Raw genomic sequence first — 23,739 nt, 5'->3', positions numbered from 1 at the left:
CCCCCACCTCCGGACCAGGCGCCGTACGAGCGTCCCGGGCGCGATCCGGTACGGCGCCGCGCGGCTCAGCGCAGCGCCGGTACGTCGAGGGTGAGCGTGCCCCGCTCCGCGTCGAGCGTCCCGGGCACCCCCAGCGGCATGGTCAGCGCCGTCGCGCTGTGCCCGAACCCCATCTCCTCCACGACCGGCACCCCCAGCACGCCGAGCCGGTCGGCGAGCACCGCCCGCACCTCCTCGTAGGGGCCGCACTCGACCCAGGAGCCGAGGCAGACGCCCGCGACCCCGTCGAGCCATCCGGAGCGCAGCAGCTGGGTGAGGACACGGTCGAGCCGGTACGACTCCTCCCCCACGTCCTCCAGGAGCAGCAGCCCGCCACGTGCCGAGGGCCGGTGGTGCGGAGTGCCCAGATCGGCGGCGATGAGGCTGACGCAGCCGCCGAGCGTCACCCCCCGGGCCCGGCCCGGCACCAGGGCCTTCGCCGTCCCGAGGCCCAGCGTCCGCACCGATTCGGGCTCGAACAGGGTCGCCCGCAGCGACTCCTGGGTACGCGGGTCCGAGAGGAAGGTGCCGGCGGCGACCATCGGGCCGTGCAGGGTGGCGTACCCGGCCCGGACGGCGAAGGCCTCGTGCAGGGCGGTGACGTCGCTGTAGCCGACGAACACCTTGGGCCCGGCCTCCCTGATCGCCCCCCAGTCGACGAGGTCCACCATCCGCTGCACCCCGTATCCACCGCGCGCGCAGATGACGGCGGAGACCGACGGGTCGCACCAGGCCTCCGTCAGGTCCCGGGCCCGCGCCCGGTCGGCGCCCGCGAGGTACCCGAGCTCGGGATGGGTGTCCAGGACGTGCGGGGCGACCACGGGGTCCAGGCCCCATCCGCGCAGGATGTCGAGCCCCGCCCCGAGCCGGTCCTCGGGGACGGGACCACTGGTCGCGACGACGGCGACCCGCGCCCCGGGCCGGAGCCGGTCGGGCCGGGTGAGCGGGCTGACACGCGGTCGGCCCGCGGCCGCAGCACCGGCCGCAACCCCGGCCGCGCGCCCGGTGACGGGCCCCGCGGTGGCCTCGGCGGCGGGTTCGGTCATGTGCGGTACTCCAGACCCGGGACGTCCGGCCGATCAAAGCCGAACACTCGCGCGTACAGCGAGAGTTCGGCCTCCAGCGCGCGCACCAGCGTGTCGGCCCCGCGGAAGCCGTGGCCCTCGCCCTCGAAGGCGAGGTAGGCGTGCGGGACGCCCCGGCCGGCCATGGCCGCGAGGAAGCGTTCGGCCTGCGCGGGCGGGCAGATGACGTCGTCGAGGCCCTGGAGGAGCAGGAAGGGGGCCGTGACGCGGTCGACGTGCTCGATCGGCGAGCGCTCCTTGTACCGGCCGGGCACCTCGTCGAGGGCGCCGATGAGGCCGTACAGGTACTGCGACTCGAAGTCGTGGGTCTCGTCGGTCGCCCAGCCCCGCAGATCGAGGATGGGGAAGAGGATCGTGCCGCAGGCGTACACCTCGGTGGCGACGAGGGAGGCGGCCGTCGTCCACCCGCCCGCGCTGCCGCCGCGCACGGCGAGGCGGGCAGGGTCGGCGGTCCCCTCGGCCGCGAGGGCCTCGGCGACGGCGGCGCAGTCCTCGACGTCGACGACGCCCCACTGCTCGCGCAGCCGCTCGCGGTACTCCCGGCCGTAGCCGGTCGAGCCGCCGTAGTTGACCTCGGCGACCCCGATGCCCCGCGAGGTGAAGTAGGTGATCTCCAGGTCGAGGACGAGCGGTGCGTGTCCGGTGGGCCCGCCGTGCGCCCAGATGACATAGGGCGGCCGCTCGCCCTCCGGTCCGGTGAGGCCCGGGTGGTGGGGCGGATGGATCTGCGCGTGGATCTCCCGGCCGCCGGGGCCGGTGAAGGTGCGGACGCGCGGCTCGGGATGGTACGCCGGATCGACCACGTCCGTGTGGGCGGCGCCGACGACGCGGGTGCGCCCGGTGCGGGTGTCGAGTTCGACGAGCTCGTACGAGGTGCGCGGTCCGGCGGCGACGCCGACCACCCGGGTGCCGTGCGCGGTGAGCGTCGAGGCCCACTCGGTCCAGGGTCCCGCCGCGTCGACGAGGGTGCCGCGCCCGGGGTCGAGGATGCCGAGGGCGGTGCTCCCCCTGCCGTGGACGACGGCGATCAGCCCGTCCTCCAGGGGGGTGAACCAGTTCAGTCCGATCTTCCAGAGCGGTCCGCCGAACTCCTCGGCTCGGGGGCAGAGCGCGACGGGGTCGGTCAGGTCGCCGACGGGGTCGAGGTCGGCCCGGTAGAGGTTCCACCAGCCGGTGCGGTCACTGACGAGGAGCAGGCGTCCCTCCGTGTCCCAGTCGACCTGCGGGATGGACTCCGCGGGGCCGCCGACGACGGTCCTGGCGCCCCGGAAGGTGCCGTCGGGGGCGACGTCGGCGAGCTGGACCTCGGTGCCGTCCCAGGGCATCCGGGGGTGGTCCCAGGCGATCCAGGCCACCCGTCGCCCGTCCGGGGAGAGCCGGGGCCCGGTCACGAACCGGTGCCGTCCGTCGGAGAGTTCGCGGACCGCAGCGCGGTCGTCGGCGGCCGATCCGTCCAGGGGGACGGCGGCGAGCACCCGGCGTACGTCGGTCGGCGCGGGCCCGGTGAACTCCTCAAGGACGCACCACACCTCACTCCGGTCCAGATGGATCACCGGGTCCACCCAGCGCAGTCCGCCGCCGGTCCCGGAGACGGGGGTGAGGGGCCGGGGCGCGGCGTCGGCGTCGGGCTCGTACGCGTACAGCCGCTGGTCCGGGAAGTGGCAGAACACGGTGAGCGGGCCGTCCTCCGGGCGTACGGCCGCCGCCCAGGGACGGCCGCCGTACTCGATGACCCGGCTTCGGACGTTCCACGGAGCGGGCAGCACGCTCTCCTCGGCGCCGTCGGCGCGCCGCCGGACGAGGGCGCGCCTGCCGCCCTCGGCGGGGCGCGGCGCGGTCCACCACAGTTCGTCGCCGACGGCTCCCAGATACTCGGGCCGCCCGTCGTGGGCGGCGGCGAGCGCCGCGTCGACGGGTGACGGCCAGCTGCCGTAGGCCGCCGTGGTCGTGGTCATCGGAACTCCCCCGGTCGCGGTGTCACGCGGACCCGTCACGGTCCTACGCCGACTTCAGATAGTGGTCGAGCACCCGGACACCGAAGTGCAGGGCGTCCACGGGGACCCGCTCGTCGACGCCGTGGAAGAGGGCACCGTAGTCGAGGTCCGGAGGCAGCCGGAGCGGCGAGAAGCCGTAGCCGGTGATGCCGAGCCGGGAGAACTGTTTGGCGTCGGTGCCGCCCGACATGGTGAACGGCACGACGTGCCCGGTCGGGTCGAAGCGCTCCACGGCGGCCCGCAGCTTCGCGAAGGTCGGCGAGTCCACCGGTGCCTCCAGGGCGACCTCGCGGTGGTGGTACTCCCACGCGACGTCCGGGCCGGTGAGCCGGTCCATGGTCGCGGCGAACTCCTCCTCGGTGCCCGGCAGCGTCCGCCCGTCGATGTACGCGACGGCCTGGCCCGGGATGACGTTGACCTTGTAGCCGGCGTCGAGCATCGTCGGGTTGGTGCTGTTGCGGACGGTCGGCTGGACGAGGGCGGCGGCCGGTCCGAGCTTGTCGAGGAGCAGGTCCACGTCGACGTCGGGCGCACGGGTGTCGATGTCGATGGCGTACAGCGCGGCGAGTTCGGTGAGGGCGGCGCGGACGGTCGAGGTGAGGCGGACCGGCCAGGTGTGCGAGCCGATCCGGGCGACGGCGTCCGCGAGGCGGGTCACGGCGTTCGCCGTGTTCACCTTGGAGCCGTGGCCCGCGCGGCCGTGGGCGGTCAGCTTGAGCCAGGCGGTGCCCCGCTCCCCCGCGGCGATCGGGTAGAGGGTGGTGCCGGGCTGCGGGTGGAAGCTGAACGCCCCGGACTCGCTGATCCCCTCCGTACAGCCGTCGAAGAGCGCGGCGTGCCGGTCGGCGAGGAAGCCGGAGCCGTCGTCGGCGCTGGCCTCCTCGTCCGCGGTGTAGGCGAGGACGATGTCGCGGCGGGGCCGGACGCCCCGGCGGGCCCAGGAGCGGACGACGGCCAGGACCATCGCGTCCATGTTCTTCATGTCGACGGCGCCGCGCCCCCACACGATCCCGTCGCGGACCTCCCCCGAGAAGGGGTGGACGCTCCACTCGGCGGGGTCGGCGGGCACCACGTCCAGATGGCCGTGGACGAGGAGGGCATCGGCGGAGGGGTCGGTGCCGGGGATGCGGGCCACCACGTTGGTCCGGCCGGGGGTCCGCTCCAGGAGGGTGGGCTCGATCCCGGCGGCGGCGAGCCGCTCGGCGACGTACTCGGCGGCGGGCCGCTCACGGCAGTCGCCGCCGCCCCGGTTGGTGGTGTCGATGCGGATGAGCTCGGAGGTGAAGGTGACCACCTCGTCGAGCGCCGTCGCGTCCGGGCCCCGGGCCTCGTCAGCCATACTGCTCCTCCACCGCGGCCGAGACGATGGTCGTGACCGCCTTGAACGTACGAATCGCCTCGTACATCGTCTCGCTGGTGTACACGACGCGCCGCTCGCCGCTCCGCGCCACGCCGGGAACCACCGTGGCGGCGGCGCCGAGGTGGTCGGCGTCGAACTCCAGCTCCACGGTGTGAGGGCCGCCCCGGACGGGTTCGTGGCGGACGGCGAGCGCGGCACCGGCCTTCGCCGCCGACCGGATGTCGGCGGCGGTCCTGGCCGGGGTCCGGCACACCGCCGCGTACCGCGAGACGTGGTCCTTGACGGCGACCTTCGGGGCCTCCGGCGCATAGCCGAGGGCGTCCTCGCAGGTGAGGTCGTCGCCGGTGACGAGGACGACGGGGACTCCGTACTCCGCGACCACCCGGGCGTTGAGCAGGCCCTCGCTCGCCCGCTCGCCGTCGAGCCAGACGCCCGTGATGGAGTTCGCGAGATAGGTGTGGGCGAGGACGCCCTCGGCGCCGGCGCCCGTGTGGTAGCCGACGAACGCGATGCCGTCGACGTCGCCGTGCTGCACGCCCTCGACCATCGAGAGCGACTTGTGCCGGCCGGTCAGCATCTCGGCCCGCTCGTCGAGCCGCTCCAGGAGCAGGTTCCGCATGGACCAGTGCGCCTCGTTGATGAGCACCTCGTCCGCGCCTCCGTCGAGGAAGCCGAGCACCGCGGCGTTCACGTCGGAGGTGAACATCGCCCGGCACCTCTCCCACTGGGGCGTGCCGGGGAGCACGTCGGCGGGCCAGGTCACACCGGTCGCGCCCTCCATGTCGGCGCTGATGAGGATCTTCATGTCTGGCACCGTACGCGCCGCCCGGCGACCCCACCACCCCTGTGGATAACCGCCGTTGGAGTGGACCACTGGAGTCACCGGGACGGCGGTACGGGACGCCCGCACGGTTCCGGACGCCCCCGGGGAGCCGACCCCTGGAAACGGGCGAAACACGTCAAGGGGTGCGTATAGGCTGTCGGCCGCAGTTCTCCTACCCGACCTTCCGGAGTGCACTCGGTGAGCATCGTCCTCGACCCGTCCGACACCTCCTCGACCGTCCCCGCCCCCGCCGGTCCCGAGCCCTCCGCGGCGGCGCGGCCGGACGCCTCGGAGGAGTTCTGGGTACAGCAGCCGGAGCCCCCGGCTGAGCCCGCGCCCGCGCCGGAGGAGCCCTCCGGCGCGGAGGACGGGCCCCGGCCCGAGGAGCCCTCCGCCGTCGACCTCGACCCCGTCGTCGTCCGTGACGCCCAGGACTTCGGGGTGTACGCGCGCACGGGTGGCTGGGCCTTCGCGCTCAAGGTGGCCCGCAGCGTCCGGCCCGGCGGCCAGCCCGCCGAGGGGACGGCCCGGAGGAAGGTTTCCGCGAAGGCCTTCGCGGAGCTCGCGGGGTGCTCGCCCGACCGGGTCATGCGCCACTACAAGGCCTGGGACATGGCGGCCGACGACGGTCTGGTCCCGCAGTTCGAGGTGCTCGTCCCGGGGGAGGACATCGAACTGCCCGACGCGGACGTCTGGCACGCGTACTACGCCTCCCGCAACGGCGCCTCCTCCGTGCGCGGGCAGGCGATCAGCGCGGCGGCCGAGGCGGAGGGCATCCGGCCGACGAAGGCCCTGGAGGTCGCCGAGAACCCGACGGCGCTGCGGGCCGCGATCCTCGCCGACCCGGGGACGGCCCAGGCCGCGCGCGGCGCGCTGCTCGACCGGATGAAGGAGGACCCGGCCCTGCAGACCGAGCTGGCCCGCGCCATCGCGCGCACCGACGATCTGAAGAAGGCGGTGGCGAGCGAGGCGAAGGCGGCCGACCGCATCGGATACGTGCGGCAGATCGTGGAGAACGGCCGGATCAAGACCCCCGCCGGGCAGCTGGTGGAGGCGCCGGCCGGGCTGCGGGCCGAGGCGGAGCGGCACCTGTCCCTCCTCGACGAGCTCGACGACTCGGAGGAGGCGGGCGAGTGGGCCGGCGAGGCCTACGACACGGTCAAGGGCCTGGTCGCCAAGGCGGTCGAGGAGGACCCGGCACTGCGTGTGCAGGAGCGGCGGACGAAGTTCTACAACAGCCTGCAGAAGGCGACGAAGGTCTTCGAGGAGCTGACCCTGGACGAGGTGATGGAGGAGGACATCTACGAGGCCGACATGCTCCAGCGCCTGGAAGCCCTCCAGGAGGCGATCGGCACCTGCATCAGCGCGCTGCGCAAGGCGACGACCGCCTCCTGACCGGCCCCGGAGGGGGTCAGTCCTGGTGGCCGAGCTGGAGGTCGCGCTCGGTGCGGCCTCCGCCGGCCATCTGGAGGACGGTCGCGACGGGCGGGTAGCCGGCGGCGATGACCGTGTACTCGCCCGAGGACAGGTCCACGAAGCGGAAGGTGCCGTCGGCGCCGGTGGTGAGGGTGTCGACGACGTTGCCCGCCGCGTCGAGCAGGGTGACCCGGGCGTCCTCGACGGGTCGCCCGCCGCCGCCCCGTACCGTGCCGCGCAGTACGGCGCCGCCGGCCAGTTCGATGTCCTGGCGGGTCTCGCGGGAGGCCTGGACGCTCACCGGGAGCGCGGCGGGCCGGAAGGCGGGGGCGCTGGCGGCGAGCGTGTACTCGCCCGCGACCAGTTCGGTGATGACGTATCCGCCCTCCCGTCCGCTGCGGGTGGAGGCGACGACCTCGCCGCGTACGTCGGTGAGGGTGACGGCCGCGTCCCGTACGGGTGTCCCGTCGGCGGTGACGACGCTGCCCGCGAGCCGCCCGGCGCCGCCGAGGACGACATCGAGCTCGATCGGCCGGTCGCCGACGGTGACGGCCACGGCCTGCGGCTGGTGTCCGCCGGCCGCCGCGATGAGGACGTACGCGCCGCTGCCGGGGACACTCAGCGCGTACCGGCCGTCCTCGCCACTGGCACCGCGGCCGACCTGCCGGCCCTGGACGTCGATGAGGGTGAGGGCGGCCCGGGGGACCCGGCTGCCGTCGTGGTGCTGGACGGCGCCGCAGACGGGGAGCCCGGAGTGCGGCGGGGCGACGGGGGCGGGTGCGGGGGTGACGTGCCGGGCGTGCGGGACGGCCTGGACGCTGAGGTGATCGGCCCCGGCGGCCTCGGTGGTGGGGCTGTGGTGGGACACCAGCGGTTTCTCCTTGAGGAAGAAGGCGAGGACGAGGCCGAGCAGGAGGACCGGCACGAGGTAGAGGAAGATCCGCGGCATCGCGTCCGCGTACGCCTGGATGTAGGCGTCGCGGACGGCGGGCGGCAGGGAGTGCACCGTCTGCGGCGTGATCGACTCGGCCGAGGGCAGGGACGTCGGGCCGCCGGAGAGGACGCCGGCGAGCCGGTCGCCGAGGGCGTCGTCGAGCCGGGAGGCGAAGAGGGTGCCGAAGACGGCGGCGCCGACGCTGCCGCCGATCTGGCGGAAGTAGTTGTGGGCGCTGGTGGCGGTGCCGAGGTCGGCGGGGCGCACGGAGTTCTGCACGGCGAGGATGAGGACCGGCATGACGAGGCCGATCCCGATGCCGAGCACGGCCTGCCAGAGGCTGTGCTGGAGACGGGGGGTGTCGGCGTCCATCCCGGAGAGCAGCCACATGCCGAGGACGGAGACGGCGCCGCCTGCCACCGGGTAGATCTTGTAGTGGCCGGTGCGGCTGATGAGCTGGCCGGAGGCGATGGAGGCGATGACGATGCCGCCCATGAGGGGCAGCATCAGGAGCCCGGACTCGGTGGCGCTGGCGCCCTCGACCATCTGCAGGAAACTGGGGAGGTAGCTGGCGGCGCCGAAGAGCGCGACGCCGACGACGGCGCCGATGAGGGCGGTGACGGTGAAGACGGAGTCGCGGAAGAGCCGGAGCGGGATGAGGGGTTCGGGCGCGAGGTGCTCGACGACCAGGAAGAGCAGGGTGGTTCCGGCGGCGCCGCAGGCGAGGGCGAGGACGACCCGGGAGTCCCAGGCGTACTCGGTGCCGCCCCAACTGGTCAGCAGCACCAGACAGGTGGAGGCGGCGGCGAGGAGCAGGGCGCCGAGGACGTCGAAGCGCCCGCGCGGTGTGGGTTTGGGGAGCTTGAGGACGACGGCGACGACGGCGAGGGTGAGGAGCCCGAACGGCACGTTGAAGTAGAAGCACCAGCGCCAGGAGACGTGGTCGGTGAAGAAGCCGCCGAGGAGGGGCCCGGCGACGGAGGCGAGGCCGAAGGCGGCGCCGATCATGCCCATGTACCGGCCGCGTTCCCGGGCGGGGACGATGTCGGCGATGATCGCCTGGACACCGATCATGAGGCCGCCGGCGCCGATGCCCTGGATCGCGCGGAAGGCGATGAGCTCGTCCATGCTGCGGGACCATCCCGCGAGGCCGGAGCCGACGACGAAGACGACGATGGCGAAGAGGAAGACACTCTTGCGGCCGAGGAGGTCGCCGAGCTTTCCGTAGATCGGCAGGCCGATGGTGGAGGTCAGCAGGTACGCGGTGATCGCCCAGGACATCCGGTCGAGACCCTGGAGCTCGCCGACGATCTTCGGCAGGGCGGTGGCCACGATCATCTGCTCGAGGGCGGCGAGAAGCAGCGCGAGCATCAGGCCGCAGAAGACGAGCCGGACGCGGCGGGGGTCGAGGGGGGCGGGCGCGGGTTCGGGCGGCGGCGCGAGGCCCCCGGGCGGACCGCTCGCGGGGAGGTGGTCGGCGCTCTCCGCGGTTACCGTGCCCGCCGCACCCTCGGTGGTCTCGGCCATCGTGATCGCACCCACGTACCTGCTCCCCTCGTCACGGCGTCTGCGCCGCGCCATTCTTCGCATTGGGCGCGAAGGGGGAGCAAGTCGGGCGGTACGGGCCGCCCGTGGCGTCCGGGGCGGTGAACGTCCCGGCGCTACGGCGCACTTGGGGCGCTCATCAGCACGTTTGACAGGAAGGCCCGCGCCCCCGTCGCGCGCGGACGCGGGTGACGGGGGCGCGGGCGATCCACTCGAACCGGTGAACGCTCCGGGCGTTACTTCTCGGCGTCGTCGGACTTCTTGGCGAGAGACTCGACCTCGTCCGCCAGCTTGGCGAGAAGGGCGTCGTAGATGCGGCCGAGGCCCTTGGGCGCGAAGGTCCGCTCGAAGAACCCGCCGACGCCGCCGGCGCCGTCCCAGACGCTGGTGACGACGGCGCGGGACCTGCCCTCGCCGGCGGGGGTCACGGTCCAGGTGGTGACCATGGAGGAGTTGCGGTCCTTCTCGACGAGCTGTCCGTCGGTGGGCTCGGTGACCTCCAGGAGGCAGTCGCGGACGCGCTTGCTGGTGGCCTGGAGCTTCCAGTGGACGAGGGTGCCCTCGCCGTCGCCGCCCTCGCGCACCTCGTACTCGCTGAAGTGCTCCGGGAGCACCTTCGCGCGCGTGCCGCTGTAGTCGGCCAGCGCGTCGAACACCGTCTCCGCGTCCGCGGCGATGATCCGTTCCGTCGTGGCCTCGACCTGCGCCATTGACTTCCTCCAGCTCGTGGTTCCTCGGGGGTGTGGGCCTAGGGAACCACGTGGGCTCCGGGGCGCGAAATCGGGGTTGCGACGATCAAGGGAACAGTTGTTCTATTCTGGTCGAACGGCCGACGCGGAGTCGAAGCGGGGCCGAGCCAGAGCCATCGAGGAGGCGTCCATGCGCTGGGACAATCTGGGCGACACCCCCGCCGCTCCCGCCGACATCGCCCTGTTCGGCACGGACGCGGTCACCACCCGCACCTTCGACGCCCCCAAGTTGTCCCCATAAGCATGTCTGCGCCACCATGGGCGCAGGACAGGAGGGGAGAACGATGCTACGTAACCGCGCGTCGCTGTATGTCCGGCTATCGCAAAGGGCAGATGAGACGAACGCCAGCCTGGAAGGAATGATCGCCGAACTCCGAGAGCTCTGCGTGAGGCTCGGACTCCGCGAGGTGGCGCTTCACGTCGATGACGGCTTGTCCGGCGGCTACCGCGACCGGGCAGAGTTCCAAGCGTGGATCTCCGACGCCCGTCAGGAACGGACGGACGTTCTGCTCACGCCCCACGTGGACCGCCTCACCCGCGAGGGTCTCAACGTGGCAGCGTCACTCCTGGACGTCGTGGAGGGAAAGGACCCTCTGACAGGCCGCGTGGTCCATCGCCCGGTACGCCTTGTGGACGCCCGGGGAATCGATAGCAATGACGGGGATGGTTTCCGGTTCCGGTTCGTGCTTCAAGCAGAGGTGGCTAGGAGCGAGCGGGAACGGATGCGTGACCGGACACGCTCTTCGGTTCGTCGCCTGCGACGCAAGGGGCGGTGGCCTGGCGGCGCTCCACCCTTCGGGTACCGGGTCGTCGACAACCCCGAAGGCGCCGGTAAGACGCTCGACGTGGAACCCGAGGAGGCGAAGGCCATTCAGGAAGCGGCAAACCGTGTACTGAGCGGGGACCCCCTCACCCTTGTGTGTCGCGTGTTGAACCACGAAGGCACGAAGCCGCGACGCGCTCGTGAATGGAGCCGGGTCACGCTGGCTAAGGTGCTCTGCGGAGACGCCGCGCTAGGACGCATCACGGTTAACGGTGACCTCCTGCGGACCGACGAAGGCGAGATCGCTACGCCGTACCCGGCGATCCTCACGCCCGAGCAGTCGCAAGCACTTCGCTTGGCACTGAAGCCGGACCCCACCCGCCCCAAGACAACTGGCCGGCATCCGGCTCGGCTGCTCTCGACGTTCCTGAGTTGCCCGGGGTGTCCCAGCTTCCTCACGGTGGCACGCAGGCAGGCGAATCCGGTCTACCGGTGCCAGACCCGGGCGCAAGGGGGAGTCTGCACGCAGCCGGTGAGCATCTCCGCGCCGCAGATCGAGGACTATGTGTCGGGGGTGTACCTGCGGGCGGCTGGTCCACTGCCCTACTTCCGGGAAGAGGTACGCGTGTCCAACGCGGGGGAGCTCGCTCTCGTGGAGTCGGACATCGCAGAGGCAGCCAGGGAGCTGGCGTCGACGGCTACCGCGGAAGGGTTCGCTCGACTCCAAGAGCTCCAGGCACGTCGTGACGAGCTTATGGCGGAGGTCCCGGAACAACTTGTGACGCTCGTCGACACTGGGCTGACGTGCGGAGAGGTCTTTCAGGCGGCCATCGTCGACGATCAACGGTCCATGCTTCAGGCGGCATTCGACGAGATCGTCATCCTTCCCGGCAAGCGCGGGTCCAAGAAGCTTGACCCGGGCCGAGTGCTCCTGAGGTGGATGCCAGACGATCCCGCCGATCAGGTGGATTAGCAGGCAGCAAAGCGGCCCCCGTCAGTAACGACGGGGGCCGCTTTGCTGTACGCGCTCACTCCGGTGGGACGCTCCACGGCCCCGCCGGCGGTCGCTCCGGCAACTTGGCGCCGGGACGCCGCATGTACCAGCGGACGAACTCGCGCAGCACCTTCCCGCGAGGGCTCCGGCCGTCGGGGTTCATGGCCTTCGTAGCCGCGAGGAAGGGTTCCCACTCGTCGTCAGGCATGCGGACGCGACGAGGGGTGTCGTACTCGGTGTCAGGCTGCTCAGTCATAGCGCCACCGTAGCCAACTCGTGGCCACAGGGCGACTGTGCACAGCTCCTCAGCCTGTAGCTACAAAACTTCTTCACACGGAGCTTGCTTTGTGGCTACAAACGGGTCTAGCTTTGTGGCTACAAGGAACGGCACGGCGAAGGGCCCGCAGGTCTTGGCGGAACGACGGGCCCTTTGACTCCGAAGGAGCTGCAACATGTTCGCACACACCCTTTCCCCTCGCATCGACGTCGCCACCCTCACCCCCGCGCAGCGTGACGGCGTGGCCTGCGCCGTGTGTGCTGGCGAGCGGGGCTACATGGTCCCGGTCGACATGCTTGACGGCATCCAGTTGTTCGCGCATGCCTCGTGCGTCTCCGACGCCGTCCGCCAGGACGCGGCGGGTGTGGTCCTCGTCGTAGGGGACGCCTCCACCCCGGACGCGCTCGACGACCTGACGATGGCCGCCAGCGACGTCGCGGACCGCATGGGGATGTTCGCCCGGGTGGCCGTGGGACGTCAGTACAACGTCGCGGACTACGAGTCCGTCGTCCTCGTCGACGGATGGATGAACACGGTCGACAGCGTCGTCCTGGGCTTTGAGGCCATGAACACCGACATGCAGTGCCTCACCCTGAACGACGTGATGGAGGAGCCCATCACCGACACCTGTGGGCACTGCGGCGAGAAAGGTGCGGGACCGCTCCTTGGGCCCGGCCTGACGTGGACCCCCAGCGTCTGCCAGGGATGCGCGGACGCGGCTTCCGGCCGCCCCGTGCGTCTCATGTCGCTCGCCGCGTAACTCTCCGTAACCCCTCACCTGTCAACCGACCGGCTTCCGCGCTCCGTGGAGGCCGGTCGTTGGCGTTTCCGGGGACGTCGAGCCGCGTCCTCGTCCGCCGACGAGGTCGGACCGGGTCGAACCGCGTGGAGTTTGGCACCGACCCCGCCACGCTGTCCGTGATCGCCTGCGAGCGCCTGACCTGGCCTTTTGGCGTCGAGTGGCGTCCTCGTCGTCCGCGCGCGGGGTCGAAAGTGTCGTTTCTTGCCCTTACTTCACCTTTCTCTCTAACGCGTTAAGGAGAAAGTGAGAAAGGTAGTTAGTTTGCCTTTTTGGACCCTGCTCTGACCCGGACGCCCATCCGACGCAGCGGGACGCGGAAGGGCGAGGCGCAAGAGGCGTGAGACGGCCCGTAAAGCGGTCTCAGAGGCCCGAACCGGCGGTCAAGCTATCCGGGGATGCGTGAACAGGGTTAAGGGCCCCAGGGGTGCACACGAGCCCGCCGCCGCCAACTGGCCTGCGCTCGACGTTTTGCAGGCCTCGTTACGGAGAGTGGCCTTTGGGATGCGGCGGACAGGATGACCGACCTCACACCAAACATTTCCAAGCTACCCCTACATAACTCATGTAGCGGGGCCCGCGTCACAAACTCGCGCCACCGCCCCATAACTACCCCATGAGCGGCGCACCGCGCGCCGCTCCGCGACGAAGCGAGGATCACTGTGCACGACGACTCCGGAGCTCCTTCACTCCGCAGGGCACGCCGTGGGCACGAGGCTGAAGAGCTGGCTCACCTGGCGCTGGAGATGGAGACGGACGGCGCCTATGTGTCTCCCGGACGCATGCCGTGGAGAGGTCTCAGCGGGCGAGACCCGCTCGACGACCTGCCCGACGAGGAGTTCGGCGCCCGGCACTTCGAGGAGTGGGAGGACGCGGGGCTCGACGAGGAGGACCGCCCGAAGCGGCACCGGCCGTCGGGTCGCAGAAACGACATCGTCCCTCCCGTCGTGGGTGAGGTGGTGGTTCGCGTAGATCCGTCGATCGCGGAGGCGTTCGCAGCACGTCAGGTACAGGCGCCCGAAGGAGCCTCCTGGGGCACGGACGGCGGGCACGTCACAGTGGAAGGGTCCTTCAAGGTCTGGCGGGGTGAATGCCTGCGGTGCTCTGAGGAGTTCGTGCAGCGTCGCCCGGCGAGTCAGCGCCGGCGATGGCGACGGCTGTGTGGGGACGAGTGCGCTACTGAGTGGCGCAGGGCGGCCGCTCGGGAGCGGATGCGGACGCTTAGGGACGCCGCCTGACGTTCGCGTTACATAGAGAAGGGGAGGGCGCCGCACAGTCGCCCTCCCTGTTGCGCTGCGTCGCCGGCCGCCTTTCCCGGCTGACGCTCCGTCCCTGCGGCGTTGAGCCGCCATTCGCGCCACGCTCTCTCCTCCGTGAGCGGTGGTGCGCTCCGTCGCAGGGGCGATGACTTCAGGCGTCATCCGTAGTCGGGTGGCGCCTGTCCTTTTGGCCCATAAAACGGCAGGAAGCCTATAAGCCAGGACAGGAGTTCATATGCAGTACCGCGACGTGGAGGGCCCGCCTCCCTGCACCGGGCCGTGCGGTCGCCGACTGCCCCGCACTGACGAGTTTTACGCGCACGACTCGATGAGTCCTCAGGGACTCCGTCGACGCTGCAAGGCTTGTCGCGCCGCAGAGGAGCGAGTGCGGTACGCAGAGAACGCCCCGACCATCCTGGAGCGCAAGAGAGAGCAGCGCGTAGAGCGCGCTTCCTACTTCGCCACTACAGACCACTGGACGCCTGCCTGAGGCGAACAGCCCCGCCAGCCCCTTGCCGACGATCGGCAGGGGGCTTTGTCGTACCCCGAATCAACCGAGAGGCCATCACATGCGAGACCACAACAACCCCGAGTATCGGGCGGCATGGAGCGCCGTCCCGGACGTCGTCCACGCAGAGACGCAGCTCCGCAAGCTGGAGGAGCGCCGCAGTGCGTTGGGCGACGTCCTGAGCCCCGATCTTGCCCGTCGCAAGGTGTTCGACGACGCAGTGACGGCGATGCGCGCCGGCGCGGAGTTCCCTGACGACATCGGGAAGCGCGCAGCCGACGCCTACAGAGGCGCGCTGGAGGCCGAGTCGGAGGTTCTGGGGCTCAATGAGGGCGTCTGGAGTCTTCGGGCTCACCTGGACTACCTGCGGAGCACTGACGGCGCGGAGACGGCCCTCGAAGCACTCGGCAAGCGCCTGGCGGAGCTCCTGGCAGAGGTGAAGAAGCCAGCCGCCGACCTGAACGGCGCCCGGTCCGCGGAAGAGGCTATCCAGCGCGGTGGTAAGGCTCCTGCGGCGTGGAAGACGCTCACGGACATGCTGGGAGCGCTGCGCAACATCCGTCAGGCCCAGTTCGACATCCTGAGGCCCCTGGGCGACGGCCACCGCCTCCAGGAGCTCCGCGAGAAGGGCTACTTCGAAGCGGCGGGCATCGCACCCGACGGCGTCCCCGACGACGTCATGCGCGCCATGACGTCGGGCTACTACGACGTCAACTATCTCGTGTACATCTCCACCCTCCCCAACGTGTGGGTGCCGACGAGCTTTGACGCGTTGGAGGCCGAGGACATCACCGACTGCGGCGTCCCCGACGACTCCGTCATCGACTACACCCCGCGCGAGCGGATCACCCCTGCGCATCCGGAGCCGGTACGCCACGGCCACGAGCGCAACCCCGACCTCACCCTGAAGTAGAGAGGCAGCACCCATGAACGACCCCACTCCCGAACAGCTCGCGGCCGGCGAAGCGCACGGGCTGACTCCGCCCATGTGCGCGTTCCTGCGCGGCGAGACTCCTGAGGAACTGAGCGCGGACGCTGTGGCGTTCCTCGAAGCCTTCGGTACCCCTGAGCCGCCCGCACCGGTCTACCGTTCCGGCGGTCCCCGTGGAGTCGACGTTGGCAGCGGAGGACGAGGCGTCAGCGCTGGCGCCGCGCTCTACCGAGATCGGCACGGGCTCGACGAGGACGGCAAGCGGCCAGAGAAGAAGAGGCATCTGCCGACGCCCACCCGCAACCCCTTCACGGAGAGCCGCACAACGTGGGAGAACCGGTGAACGCCAACAGCTAGCCGCCTAGCGTCGACGCCAGAACCGCAGGGCGTCTGCCCATGCACGTACGACGTGAGCTCCTGCCCGCAGGATGGGTGGACGCTCGGCAGGGGCCGATCCGCGGAGGATGACGAGTGTTAGGGCGATGGCCGTCAGACATACGACCGTCAGGCAGTAGGCGAGTGTGGCGAGAGGGGTGAGCGTGGCCCACATGGGCTGGCCTCCACGAGGCGTCAACCGTCGCGGGGACTTCCACACGAGGCGTGATCCCTTTGACGGACATCCAATGTCTGTCAGGCGGCGTCTCCGTGGTGGCTGACGCGTCCCAGTGGGATCACCCTGGGTGGTGTCTCGAATTACGCTCCGAGTGGCTCTGAGAGCAGCCTAGCAGAGGCAGTTGACGCCTGCCGCGAGCCGGCTTCGCAGCCAAGATCGACTAGCCCGGACCAGGGGGGGGTGACCCCCTGCCGGAAAACCTCAAGACCGTACAGGTGCTGGTCCTCTCTGTCTGTACGGGTCTGGGGGATGCCGCCATGGCGCCCGCAGGAGCCTCGTAAAGGCCGAATACGGGCCCGTCAGGGGGCCAGCGAGGCATGGACGTGATGGATCACGCTCGCTCGACGATCAAGGATCCTGCGTCGACGGTCTGAGGAGATTTGCTCGACCAGCACATAAGCCCAGGTCGCAGGCCTAAAAACGTGACACGACTGCCAACTCCCCGGAGGGCCCACAGCCACTGTGCTGCGGGCCCTCCGGCATTTCCGAGAGGTATCAGCATGACCGACCCAGACGACCCGACTGTCTGCCTGCGGCCGAACTGCGCGTTCGCACCGATGCCGACGATGACGACCACGGGTGACATCGTCATCGACCCGTACTGCTCCGCTCTCTGCCGGATGTGGGCGGAGTACGCCCTCGCGCTCGCACAGGCCCCGTGGTCGCCCCGGGTTGAGTGGGAGGCGAAGCAGATGTTCACCCTGGACGCCGTGCTGAACGGGCGCGCACAGCCAACGGAGATCGTCTGATGGCCGTCGACCACGACATCGTGGGCAGTGTCGGTGTCGACGTCGTACCCATCGCGCCAACCTTCCACCGTCACATGGAGCGGGTCGTCATCCCCGCTGCGGAACGGGTCGGCCAACAGGCTGGCCGCATCCTCGGTGACCGTATGGCCGACGCGATCGTCCGGCAGGTTGGTCCAGCACTTCCGCAAGCAGTTCAGGCAGGCGGCCAGGCTGCGCAGCGTCAGGCGAGCCGGCAGGGCTCAGATACAGGTGGTGCATTCGCGCGGAGCCTGCGGACGAAGCTGGAAGCGGCCTTCCGCGCTATGCCCCGTCTCGATGTCCGTGTCTCCGACACGGGCGTAGATGCCGAACTTGCACGCCTCCGGGCGCGCATGGAACAGCTCTCCAATAAGCGCATTGGTATCGACATCGACGTGTCGGCCGCAGAGGCGCAGGTCCGGGCGATCGACGCCGAACTCCAGCGGCTCGGAGCGTCGCACCCGAACATCGCAGTACGCGCCGACACCGCCACGGCACGCGCAGCCCTGGCGGAGCTACGAGCCGAGATCGCAGCCGTGGATGCCGCTGACATCGACCTTGACGTCGACGTCGACACGAGCGGCGCTCGCTCGTCTTTGATCGCCCTCGGCATCCAAATGGCTGTCCTCCTCGCCATCCCCCTCGGTCCCGTGATTGCTGCGGGTCTCGGATCCGTGGTCACTATGGCGACGGCTGCCGGCGCCGGTTTCGGTGCATTCGCCCTCGCGGCTATCCCTGCCGTCAAGGGTGTGGGGGAGGCGCTCAAGGCGCAGACAGCCGCGCAGGACGACGCCGCTAACGCGGCTCTCCGTGGCTCCGCTGCGACGGCCCGAGCCGCGCAGCAGGCAGCGTCGCAGGCGCTTCAACTGGCGGGCGCACAGGCCTCCCTGGCGACTGCTCATCGTAATGCGGAGCGCACGATCGTCCAGTCCAATCGGGCGATCGAAGATGCGGAACGAGCCCTCGCGCAGGTCGGCATTCGGGCCGCAGACCAGCGACGCCAGGCGGCTGAATCCGTCGAACGCGCTGAGCGATCCCTCACTGACGCCAAGCGCGACGCGCTGAAAGCGGAGGAGGATCTCGCCAAGGCTCACCGTGAGGTGTCGGAGGAACTGGCCAAGCAGCGCGAGGAGCTGGAGAAGCAGCGCCGCGAGCTGTCCGTCCGCCTGGAGGATGCCTCTCTCGATGAGCGGGATTCGGTCCTGCGCGTCAAGGAAGCTCAGGAGGAACTGGCCCGGGTAATGCGGGACCCGAAGGCTTCGGCCCTCCAGCGTGAGCGTGCGCAGCTCGCGGCCGACGAGGCGGAGCACACTCTCAAGCGGCAGCGCGAGGAGATCAAGGAACTCCGCGCCGAGAGCTTGAAGCAGTCAAGGGCGTCTGTCAAAGGTTCCGACGAGGTCGTCCGTGCACAGGAGCGCGTCACTACCGCTACGGAGCGGGTCGCCGAAGCCAACCGGAAGGTTGCGGACGAGGCGAAGGACGTAGCCGACGCGCAGCAAGCAGCGGCGCGCGTGCAGCTCCAGATACAGGCTGACCTGGCCGACGCACAGCGCAAGGTAGCGGACTCCGTGGAGAACGCCGCCAACGCTCAGGTAGCTGCGTCGGAGGCCATCGCATCCGCGGAACGCGGCGTAGCGTCCGCCCGCATGTCGGGTGCCTCCGCGACGGCGACGGCGATCACCAAGCAGCAGGAATACGAACGAGCCCTCGCGAAGCTGACGCCGGCACAGCGGGATCTGTACGACTCCATCGCAGGCCCGAAGGGCATCAAGACGGCCTTCAAGGAGTGGTCGACGGCGCTTCAGCCGCACGTCCTACCCATCTTCACACGGGGCGTCGACGGAGCGAAGAACTCCCTGCCAGGCCTGACGCCGCTGGTTCTTGGTGCGTCGAGTGCGATTCAGACGCTCATGGACAAGGCGTCTGCGCAGTTGAAGGCGCCGTTCTGGCAGGAGTTCAAGAAGGATCTTGCCGACAACGTGGAGCCTGCGATCGTCGGCTTCGGTGTGGCGTTCGGGAACGTGATCAAGGGCATTGCCGGAGTCATCGACGCATTCCTTCCGAGAATGGATGGGATTGCGGCACGTTCTGACTCGATCACGGAGAGATTTGCCAAGTGGGGCACGAGCTTGAAGGGCAGCCCGGCGTTTGAGAAGTTCCTAGACTACGTCAAGGAAAATGCACCAAGCGTTGGGGCGCTCGTCGGGAGTGTTCTGACGGCACTTATCTCGGTGTCGCAAACAATGGCACCCGTTTCAGCCGCGTTGATCGCCGTTGTTAAGCCCCTGTTCGACGCCGTTTCGTGGTTGGCAACGAACATGCCGGGATTCGTCCAGACGTTGTGGGGGCTGTGGGCGGCCAGTAAGGCAATCAGCGTCGGAATGGCTGCATTCGGCCTAGCCATGGGCATCTACAACACAGCCGTGGCGCTCGCAGCGATGGAAACATGGAGCTGGTCAGCGGCCCTCGCGGCGACGGGGATCGTCCCGCTAATCATGGCAATCGCTGTGGCCGTGGCCGCGCTTGTTGCAGGCGTGATCTACGCGTACAAGAACTGGACGTGGTTCAGGGAAACCGTTGACTTCGTCGTTGAGGCCGTAAGCGTCGCCGTTTCATGGCTGTGGACGACCGTCCTGAAGCCTGTCTTCGACGGCATTTGGTGGGTGATGAAGCGAGTCGGCGACATCGCCGTCTGGCTGTGGGACGTCGTACTCCAGCCCGTCTTCAGGTTCATCTGGGAAGCGGCGAAGCTCCTCTTCACGATCGTAGTCGTAGCCGTCCTGACCCCGATCTACCTGGCCTTCAAGGCCGTGGGCGTCATCGCGGGGTGGCTGTGGAAGACCGTTCTTCAGCCTGTCTTCCGCTGGATCGGAGAAGCAGCGATCTGGCTGTGGGAGCATGGGATCAAGCCCGCCTTCAGGCAGTTCACGCAGGTTCTCAAGGATGTCGCCACCGTCGCAACGTGGGCGTGGGAGAAGATCCTCCGTCCGGTGTTCACATGGATTGCAGATAAGGCGGAGTGGCTTTACGACGTCGGCATCAAGCCCGCTTTCGACAAGGTTAAGTCGGCTATGAAGTCCGTGGCGGACTCCTTCGGATTCGGCAAGGATTCCATCAAGAAGGCATGGGATCAGGTCGCGGAAATCGCGAAGAAGCCCGTTCGCTTCATCATCGACAAGGTATACAACAACGGCATCGTGCCGGTATGGAACCGAGTCGCTGATATCACAGGCGTCGACCCCCTGAAGGCAATGGACCTCAAGGGCTTCGCACGAGGCGGCATCCTCCCCGGGCAGTCGACGTGGAGGCAGGGAGACGACCAGCTCGTCCCCATGCGACGCGGCGAAGGCGTGTACGTCTCCGAAGCGATGCGTGACCCCTACGAGCGGGCCCGACTCCACGCGGTCAACCAGGCTGCGATGAACGGTCACTCCCTCTCCGCATTCCAGGGCGGCTACGCCGAAGGCGGCATCGTCGGATGGCTGAAGGACCGTGCTGGCGACGTCGGTGAATTCTTCAGTAACCCGCTCGAAGTCTTCGGCGACGCCAAGCGGATCATCACGGATCAAATGGCGTCGATCCTGACGAACCCGTGGGCCCGTGAGGTCGCGAAGCTGCCCGTCAAGATGCTCGACGGCCTGAAGACCAAGGCGCTCGACTTCCTCGGCTTCGGCGGGGGACCGGGCGGAGGCGGCTCGACGTGGCTGAGGCCCGTTGACGCACCGTTCGGCACCCCGTTCGGTCAGCGCGGCTCGATGTGGTCGTCGGGCCGACACACCGGTCTCGACTTCCCCGCCGCAATCGGTACCGCTATCCGGTCCGTAGCCGGCGGTCGTGTCGCCATGGCACAGGGTGGTGGCCCTTACGGCAACCACGTCATGGTCAACCACGGTGGAGGCATGTCCTCCCTGTACGCCCACATGTCCGAGATGCTGACGGGGGTCGGCGATGAGGTCAGGGCGGGCCAGACGATCGGCCGTGTCGGTGCGACCGGCAACGTCACTGGCCCTCACCTCCACCTGGAGGCGCGCCGGAACGGTGTCAGCGTCGACCCCATGCCGTTCCTGACGGGCGGTGGCGGAGGCGGTTCCGGCGTCGAGCGCTGGCGGAGCGTCGTGCTCCAGGCGCTCCGGATGACCGGCAACCCCGCCGCTCACGCGGACGTGACGCTCCGACGTCTTCGGCAGGAGTCCGGCGGTAACCCCAACGCGGTGAATGACTGGGACATCAACGCGAAGAACGGCACACCGTCGGTAGGCCTCATGCAACTGATCAGGCCCACCTTCGAAGCCTTCGCCGGCCAGATGCGCAACGTCGGACCGAAGCTCCACGGCGTCTCGACGAACCCTCTGGCGAACATCTACTCGTCGATGCGCTACGCCACGGACCGTTACGGCTCGCTCCCGGCGGCCTACGGGCGTCCGGGTGGCTACGCCGCCGGTGGGTTCCCTGGCGTCGGCGAGCTGGCATGGGTCGGCGAGCGTGGGCCCGAGTTGGTCCGCTTCCTCCACCCGACGCAGGTCTACAGCCACAACGACTCGACGGCCATGGTCCGCCAGGCTGCGTCGCTCCAGGGCGGGGGAGGACGGCCGACTCAGCTCCAGGCCGACGTTCACGTCTACGTCGGTGACCGCGAAATCACGGACATCGTCGACACCCGGATTGAACTCCGGGATGAGGCGACGGCGTCCGCACTCAACTACGGGCGCACTGGCTAGCGCACAACACCACACGCCCCGCGGATCCGACATGGAGCCGCGGGGCCCCTACTTCGAGAGGCAACACGATGAACACCCTGATCTCCGTCAAGGAGCGACCAGCCACCTGCCTGCACTGCGGGTCCGATGTGCCGCAGACGACGGGAGCGGGCCGCCTGAAGCGGTATTGCACCCCGGAGCACGGGAGGCTCTGGCGGCGTCACATGCGGGCGCTGGGCTTTCCCATCTAGGCACCCTTGACGGTCTCGTCCGTAGGCAGGATGGTCGTAGAACATTGCGCAATCCACGTGACGACGGAGGACACCATGGCTCTACGCTCGTTCGGCAAGGACCCCAACACCAACGGCGACCACTGCCCCACGGTGTGGCTCGACGAGGACAAGGGAGAGTTCGTGTTCCAGGGATGGAAGGCGGACGAGGTACTCCAGGCACAATGCCTTGCGACGGGATCGATTCCCGACACTGAGGCAGTCGTCCGGCTGCCCGTCCGCATGGTGCAGCAGATCAGGGAGGCGTGCGATGTCGCCGAAGGTGCCGCCGTTCGCTGAGCTACTCGCCGGCTGTAGCCGCTCGGCGGTTCACCTGGAGACGCGCGACGTCTACGGGGTCGTGGAAGAGGACGCCGAGTTTGCAGCGTGGCGTGACGGGTGGAGGTACGACCACCGCGACCGATCGTCGTGGTGGAACGGGTTCCATCAGTCGGTTGCCGACGCTGTAAGCCGTGGTGTCCTCGTGCGTCGCGCTCGCGTCGTTTCGGAACCGCTGAGTGAGTACGTGCAGTTCGAGCACGCCTGCACGCCGCAGAACCTCGCGGCCAGCGAAGAGGTGCGGTGGCTGCCTCGTCGCCTGGCGTCGGACTTGCTCCTCCCGGGCAACGACCTGTGGATCTTCGATGACCGACTCATCCGCTTCAGCCTCTTCGGAGGCGACGGACGGTTCGTCGCTGATGTCATGGAGGACGGGGCCGACGTCGTGAAGCGCCACGCTGAGGCGTTCGAAGCCATCTGGGAACGCGCCATCCCACACCAGGAATACCGGATCTGAGCGACTCACACTGATGAACAGCCCCTACCCGTCAACGGCTCTCGACGCCGCGCGCCGTGCCATAGCGGATCAACTCCGCGAGATTCGCCGCGACGCCGGTTTGACGGGTAGGGACGTCGCTGCACGCGCGGGCTGGCAACCGTCGAAGGTGTCCCGGCTTCAGAGCGCCACGACGCCCCCGTCCGACGACGACATCCGTGAGTGGTGCGCCGCGTGCGGCGCAGAGGACAGGATCCCGGATCTCCTGGCAGCCAACCGGACAGCCGACTCCATGTATATGGAGTGGCGCCGGGTGCAGCGCTCGGGCCTGCGACGGCTCCAGGAGTCCCGCATCCCGCTGTACGAGCGAACGCGTCAGTTTCGCGTCTACAGCTCTACCGTTATCCCCGGGTTCCTCCAGACCCACGGATACGCGGCGGCCCTCCTGGGGAGCATCGCGCGGTTCCACGGCACGCCTGACGACGTCAACGACGCAGCGACCGCCCGAGTCGAGCGGTCAAAGATCATTAAGCAAGCCGGCCGAACGTACTCCTTCGTGGTGGAGGAGGCGGCCCTACGTCGAAGCGTCGGTAGCGCCGACGTCATGACCGAACAACTTCTCCATCTCTTGGACGCAGCACGGTATCCCGCCGTCTCGCTCGGTGTCATCCCGGCCTCCGCGGGCGCTATGTGGCCGGTAGAGACCTTCAGCGTGTATGACGACGAGACGGTTTTCGTGGAGTTGCTGACAGCGTCGCTGACGATCACGGCGCCGACCGAAGTCGCTCAGTACGTCACTGCACACGCCGAGATGACGCGTGCTGCGGTGTTCGGGCCCGACGCCTACCGGATCATCGCGGGATCGATTCCCGCCCCCTCCTAGGTTGCGTAGAACTCTGTAGAACTTCGTGGAACCCGCCTCCCCGTGCCTCTTACCGTCAGAGACGAAGAGGGGACGGTGTGCAATGTCCGAAGAGCAGTGGCGGCCGGCCAGGAGCCGGTACGCGGTCGATGCAGACGGGCGGATCGGCCGTGTGGTCGACCGGTACGAGGGAAGTGTCTATCTCCGTCCGCCCGGTGGTGGGCGAGAGTGGTCGGTCCCACCGGAGGAGCTGCGCCCGCCGACACAGGCGGAGATGCGG

Annotated in this window: 18 protein-coding genes; 11 read left to right on the top strand and 7 right to left on the bottom strand. The window is 69.3% G+C overall.

The window, feature by feature from the left end; genetic code table 11:
* Window positions 1-65: 65 nt before the first annotated feature.
* Genes ABZ567_RS11070 through ABZ567_RS11055 form a run of 4 tightly spaced genes read right to left on the bottom strand, consistent with a single transcriptional unit; the run spans window position 66 to window position 5,283 of the window.
* The gene (locus ABZ567_RS11070) at window positions 66-1,085 is read right to left on the bottom strand and encodes an LD-carboxypeptidase (RefSeq protein WP_360786894.1); all 1,020 of its coding nucleotides are present in this window, start codon (window positions 1,083-1,085) and stop codon (window positions 66-68) included.
* A complete protein-coding gene (locus ABZ567_RS11065) occupies window positions 1,082-3,079 on the bottom strand; it encodes a prolyl oligopeptidase family serine peptidase (protein WP_360786891.1) in 1,998 nt (665 codons plus the stop codon). Before ABZ567_RS11065 ends, ABZ567_RS11070 begins: the two co-directional genes overlap by 4 nt.
* 43 nt (window positions 3,080-3,122) lie before the next feature.
* Entirely contained in the window at window positions 3,123-4,457 is a 1,335-nt protein-coding gene (locus tag ABZ567_RS11060) for a M20/M25/M40 family metallo-hydrolase (RefSeq protein ID WP_360786888.1), read from the bottom strand.
* Window positions 4,450-5,283, bottom strand: a complete 834-nt coding sequence (locus ABZ567_RS11055; RefSeq protein ID WP_360786886.1) for a M55 family metallopeptidase — start codon at window positions 5,281-5,283, stop codon at window positions 4,450-4,452. The genes ABZ567_RS11060 and ABZ567_RS11055 overlap by 8 nt, the downstream gene beginning before the upstream one ends.
* Before the next feature lie 216 nt (window positions 5,284-5,499).
* On the opposite strand from ABZ567_RS11055, the gene ABZ567_RS11050 reads away from it, so the two are divergent.
* A complete protein-coding gene (locus tag ABZ567_RS11050) occupies window positions 5,500-6,696 on the top strand; it encodes a hypothetical protein (protein WP_360786883.1) in 1,197 nt (398 codons plus the stop codon).
* A 16-nt stretch (window positions 6,697-6,712) separates the two neighbouring features.
* Here the strand turns inward: ABZ567_RS11050 and ABZ567_RS11045 are convergent, their stop codons facing one another.
* Window positions 6,713-9,193, bottom strand: a complete 2,481-nt coding sequence (locus ABZ567_RS11045; protein ID WP_360786880.1) for a DHA2 family efflux MFS transporter permease subunit — start codon at window positions 9,191-9,193, stop codon at window positions 6,713-6,715.
* A gap of 239 nt (window positions 9,194-9,432) precedes the next feature.
* Window positions 9,433-9,906 carry an SRPBCC family protein gene (locus ABZ567_RS11040; protein ID WP_360786878.1) on the bottom strand — a complete coding sequence of 158 codons (474 nt, stop codon included), beginning with the start codon at window positions 9,904-9,906 and terminating at the stop codon, window positions 9,433-9,435.
* 296 nt (window positions 9,907-10,202) lie between these two features.
* Here ABZ567_RS11040 and ABZ567_RS11035 point away from each other — a divergent pair, with 296 nt between their 5' ends.
* Complete coding sequence (locus tag ABZ567_RS11035; protein ID WP_360786875.1) at window positions 10,203-11,681, top strand: recombinase family protein; 1,479 nt, start codon at window positions 10,203-10,205, stop codon at window positions 11,679-11,681.
* Between the two features lie 55 nt (window positions 11,682-11,736).
* Here ABZ567_RS11035 and ABZ567_RS11030 read toward each other — a convergent pair whose 3' ends face one another.
* Window positions 11,737-11,958, bottom strand: coding sequence for a hypothetical protein (locus ABZ567_RS11030; RefSeq protein WP_360786872.1), 222 nt, complete (start codon window positions 11,956-11,958; stop codon window positions 11,737-11,739).
* Between the two features lie 196 nt (window positions 11,959-12,154).
* On the opposite strand from ABZ567_RS11030, the gene ABZ567_RS11025 reads away from it, so the two are divergent.
* The 9 genes from ABZ567_RS11025 to ABZ567_RS10985 all read left to right on the top strand — a co-directional run bounded on the left by ABZ567_RS11025 (window position 12,155) and on the right by ABZ567_RS10985 (window position 23,480).
* On the top strand, window positions 12,155-12,739 hold the full coding sequence (locus ABZ567_RS11025; RefSeq protein ID WP_360786869.1) for a hypothetical protein: 585 nt from the start codon (window positions 12,155-12,157) through the stop codon (window positions 12,737-12,739).
* A 701-nt stretch (window positions 12,740-13,440) separates the two neighbouring features.
* Window positions 13,441-14,016 carry a hypothetical protein gene (locus ABZ567_RS11020; protein ID WP_360786866.1) on the top strand — a complete coding sequence of 192 codons (576 nt, stop codon included), beginning with the start codon at window positions 13,441-13,443 and terminating at the stop codon, window positions 14,014-14,016.
* A 590-nt stretch (window positions 14,017-14,606) separates the two neighbouring features.
* The gene (locus ABZ567_RS11015; protein ID WP_360786863.1) at window positions 14,607-15,458 is read left to right on the top strand and encodes a hypothetical protein; all 852 of its coding nucleotides are present in this window, start codon (window positions 14,607-14,609) and stop codon (window positions 15,456-15,458) included.
* Between the two features lie 13 nt (window positions 15,459-15,471).
* A complete protein-coding gene (locus ABZ567_RS11010; RefSeq protein ID WP_360786860.1) occupies window positions 15,472-15,819 on the top strand; it encodes a hypothetical protein in 348 nt (115 codons plus the stop codon).
* Between the two features lie 770 nt (window positions 15,820-16,589).
* The gene (locus ABZ567_RS11005) at window positions 16,590-16,838 is read left to right on the top strand and encodes a hypothetical protein (protein ID WP_360786857.1); all 249 of its coding nucleotides are present in this window, start codon (window positions 16,590-16,592) and stop codon (window positions 16,836-16,838) included.
* Window positions 16,838-21,574 (top strand): peptidoglycan DD-metalloendopeptidase family protein, encoded by a 4,737-nt coding sequence (locus ABZ567_RS11000; RefSeq protein WP_360786855.1) that lies wholly within the window; start codon window positions 16,838-16,840, stop codon window positions 21,572-21,574. The genes ABZ567_RS11005 and ABZ567_RS11000 overlap by 1 nt, the downstream gene beginning before the upstream one ends.
* Before the next feature lie 305 nt (window positions 21,575-21,879).
* Window positions 21,880-22,122: a hypothetical protein gene (locus ABZ567_RS10995; RefSeq protein WP_360786852.1), complete on the top strand. Its 243-nt coding sequence runs from the start codon at window positions 21,880-21,882 to the stop codon at window positions 22,120-22,122.
* Entirely contained in the window at window positions 22,094-22,618 is a 525-nt protein-coding gene (locus ABZ567_RS10990; protein ID WP_360786849.1) for a DUF6879 family protein, read from the top strand. The genes ABZ567_RS10995 and ABZ567_RS10990 overlap by 29 nt, the downstream gene beginning before the upstream one ends.
* Window positions 22,619-22,631: 13 nt before the next feature.
* Entirely contained in the window at window positions 22,632-23,480 is an 849-nt protein-coding gene (locus ABZ567_RS10985) for a helix-turn-helix transcriptional regulator (protein ID WP_360786846.1), read from the top strand.
* The last annotated feature ends 259 nt before the right edge of the window (window positions 23,481-23,739 follow it).

The organism is Streptomyces sp. NPDC016459 (genome assembly GCF_040632845.1).
Taxonomy (GTDB): Bacteria; Actinomycetota; Actinomycetes; order Streptomycetales; family Streptomycetaceae; genus Streptomyces.
This window is presented reverse-complemented; position numbering and strand designations above follow the sequence as displayed.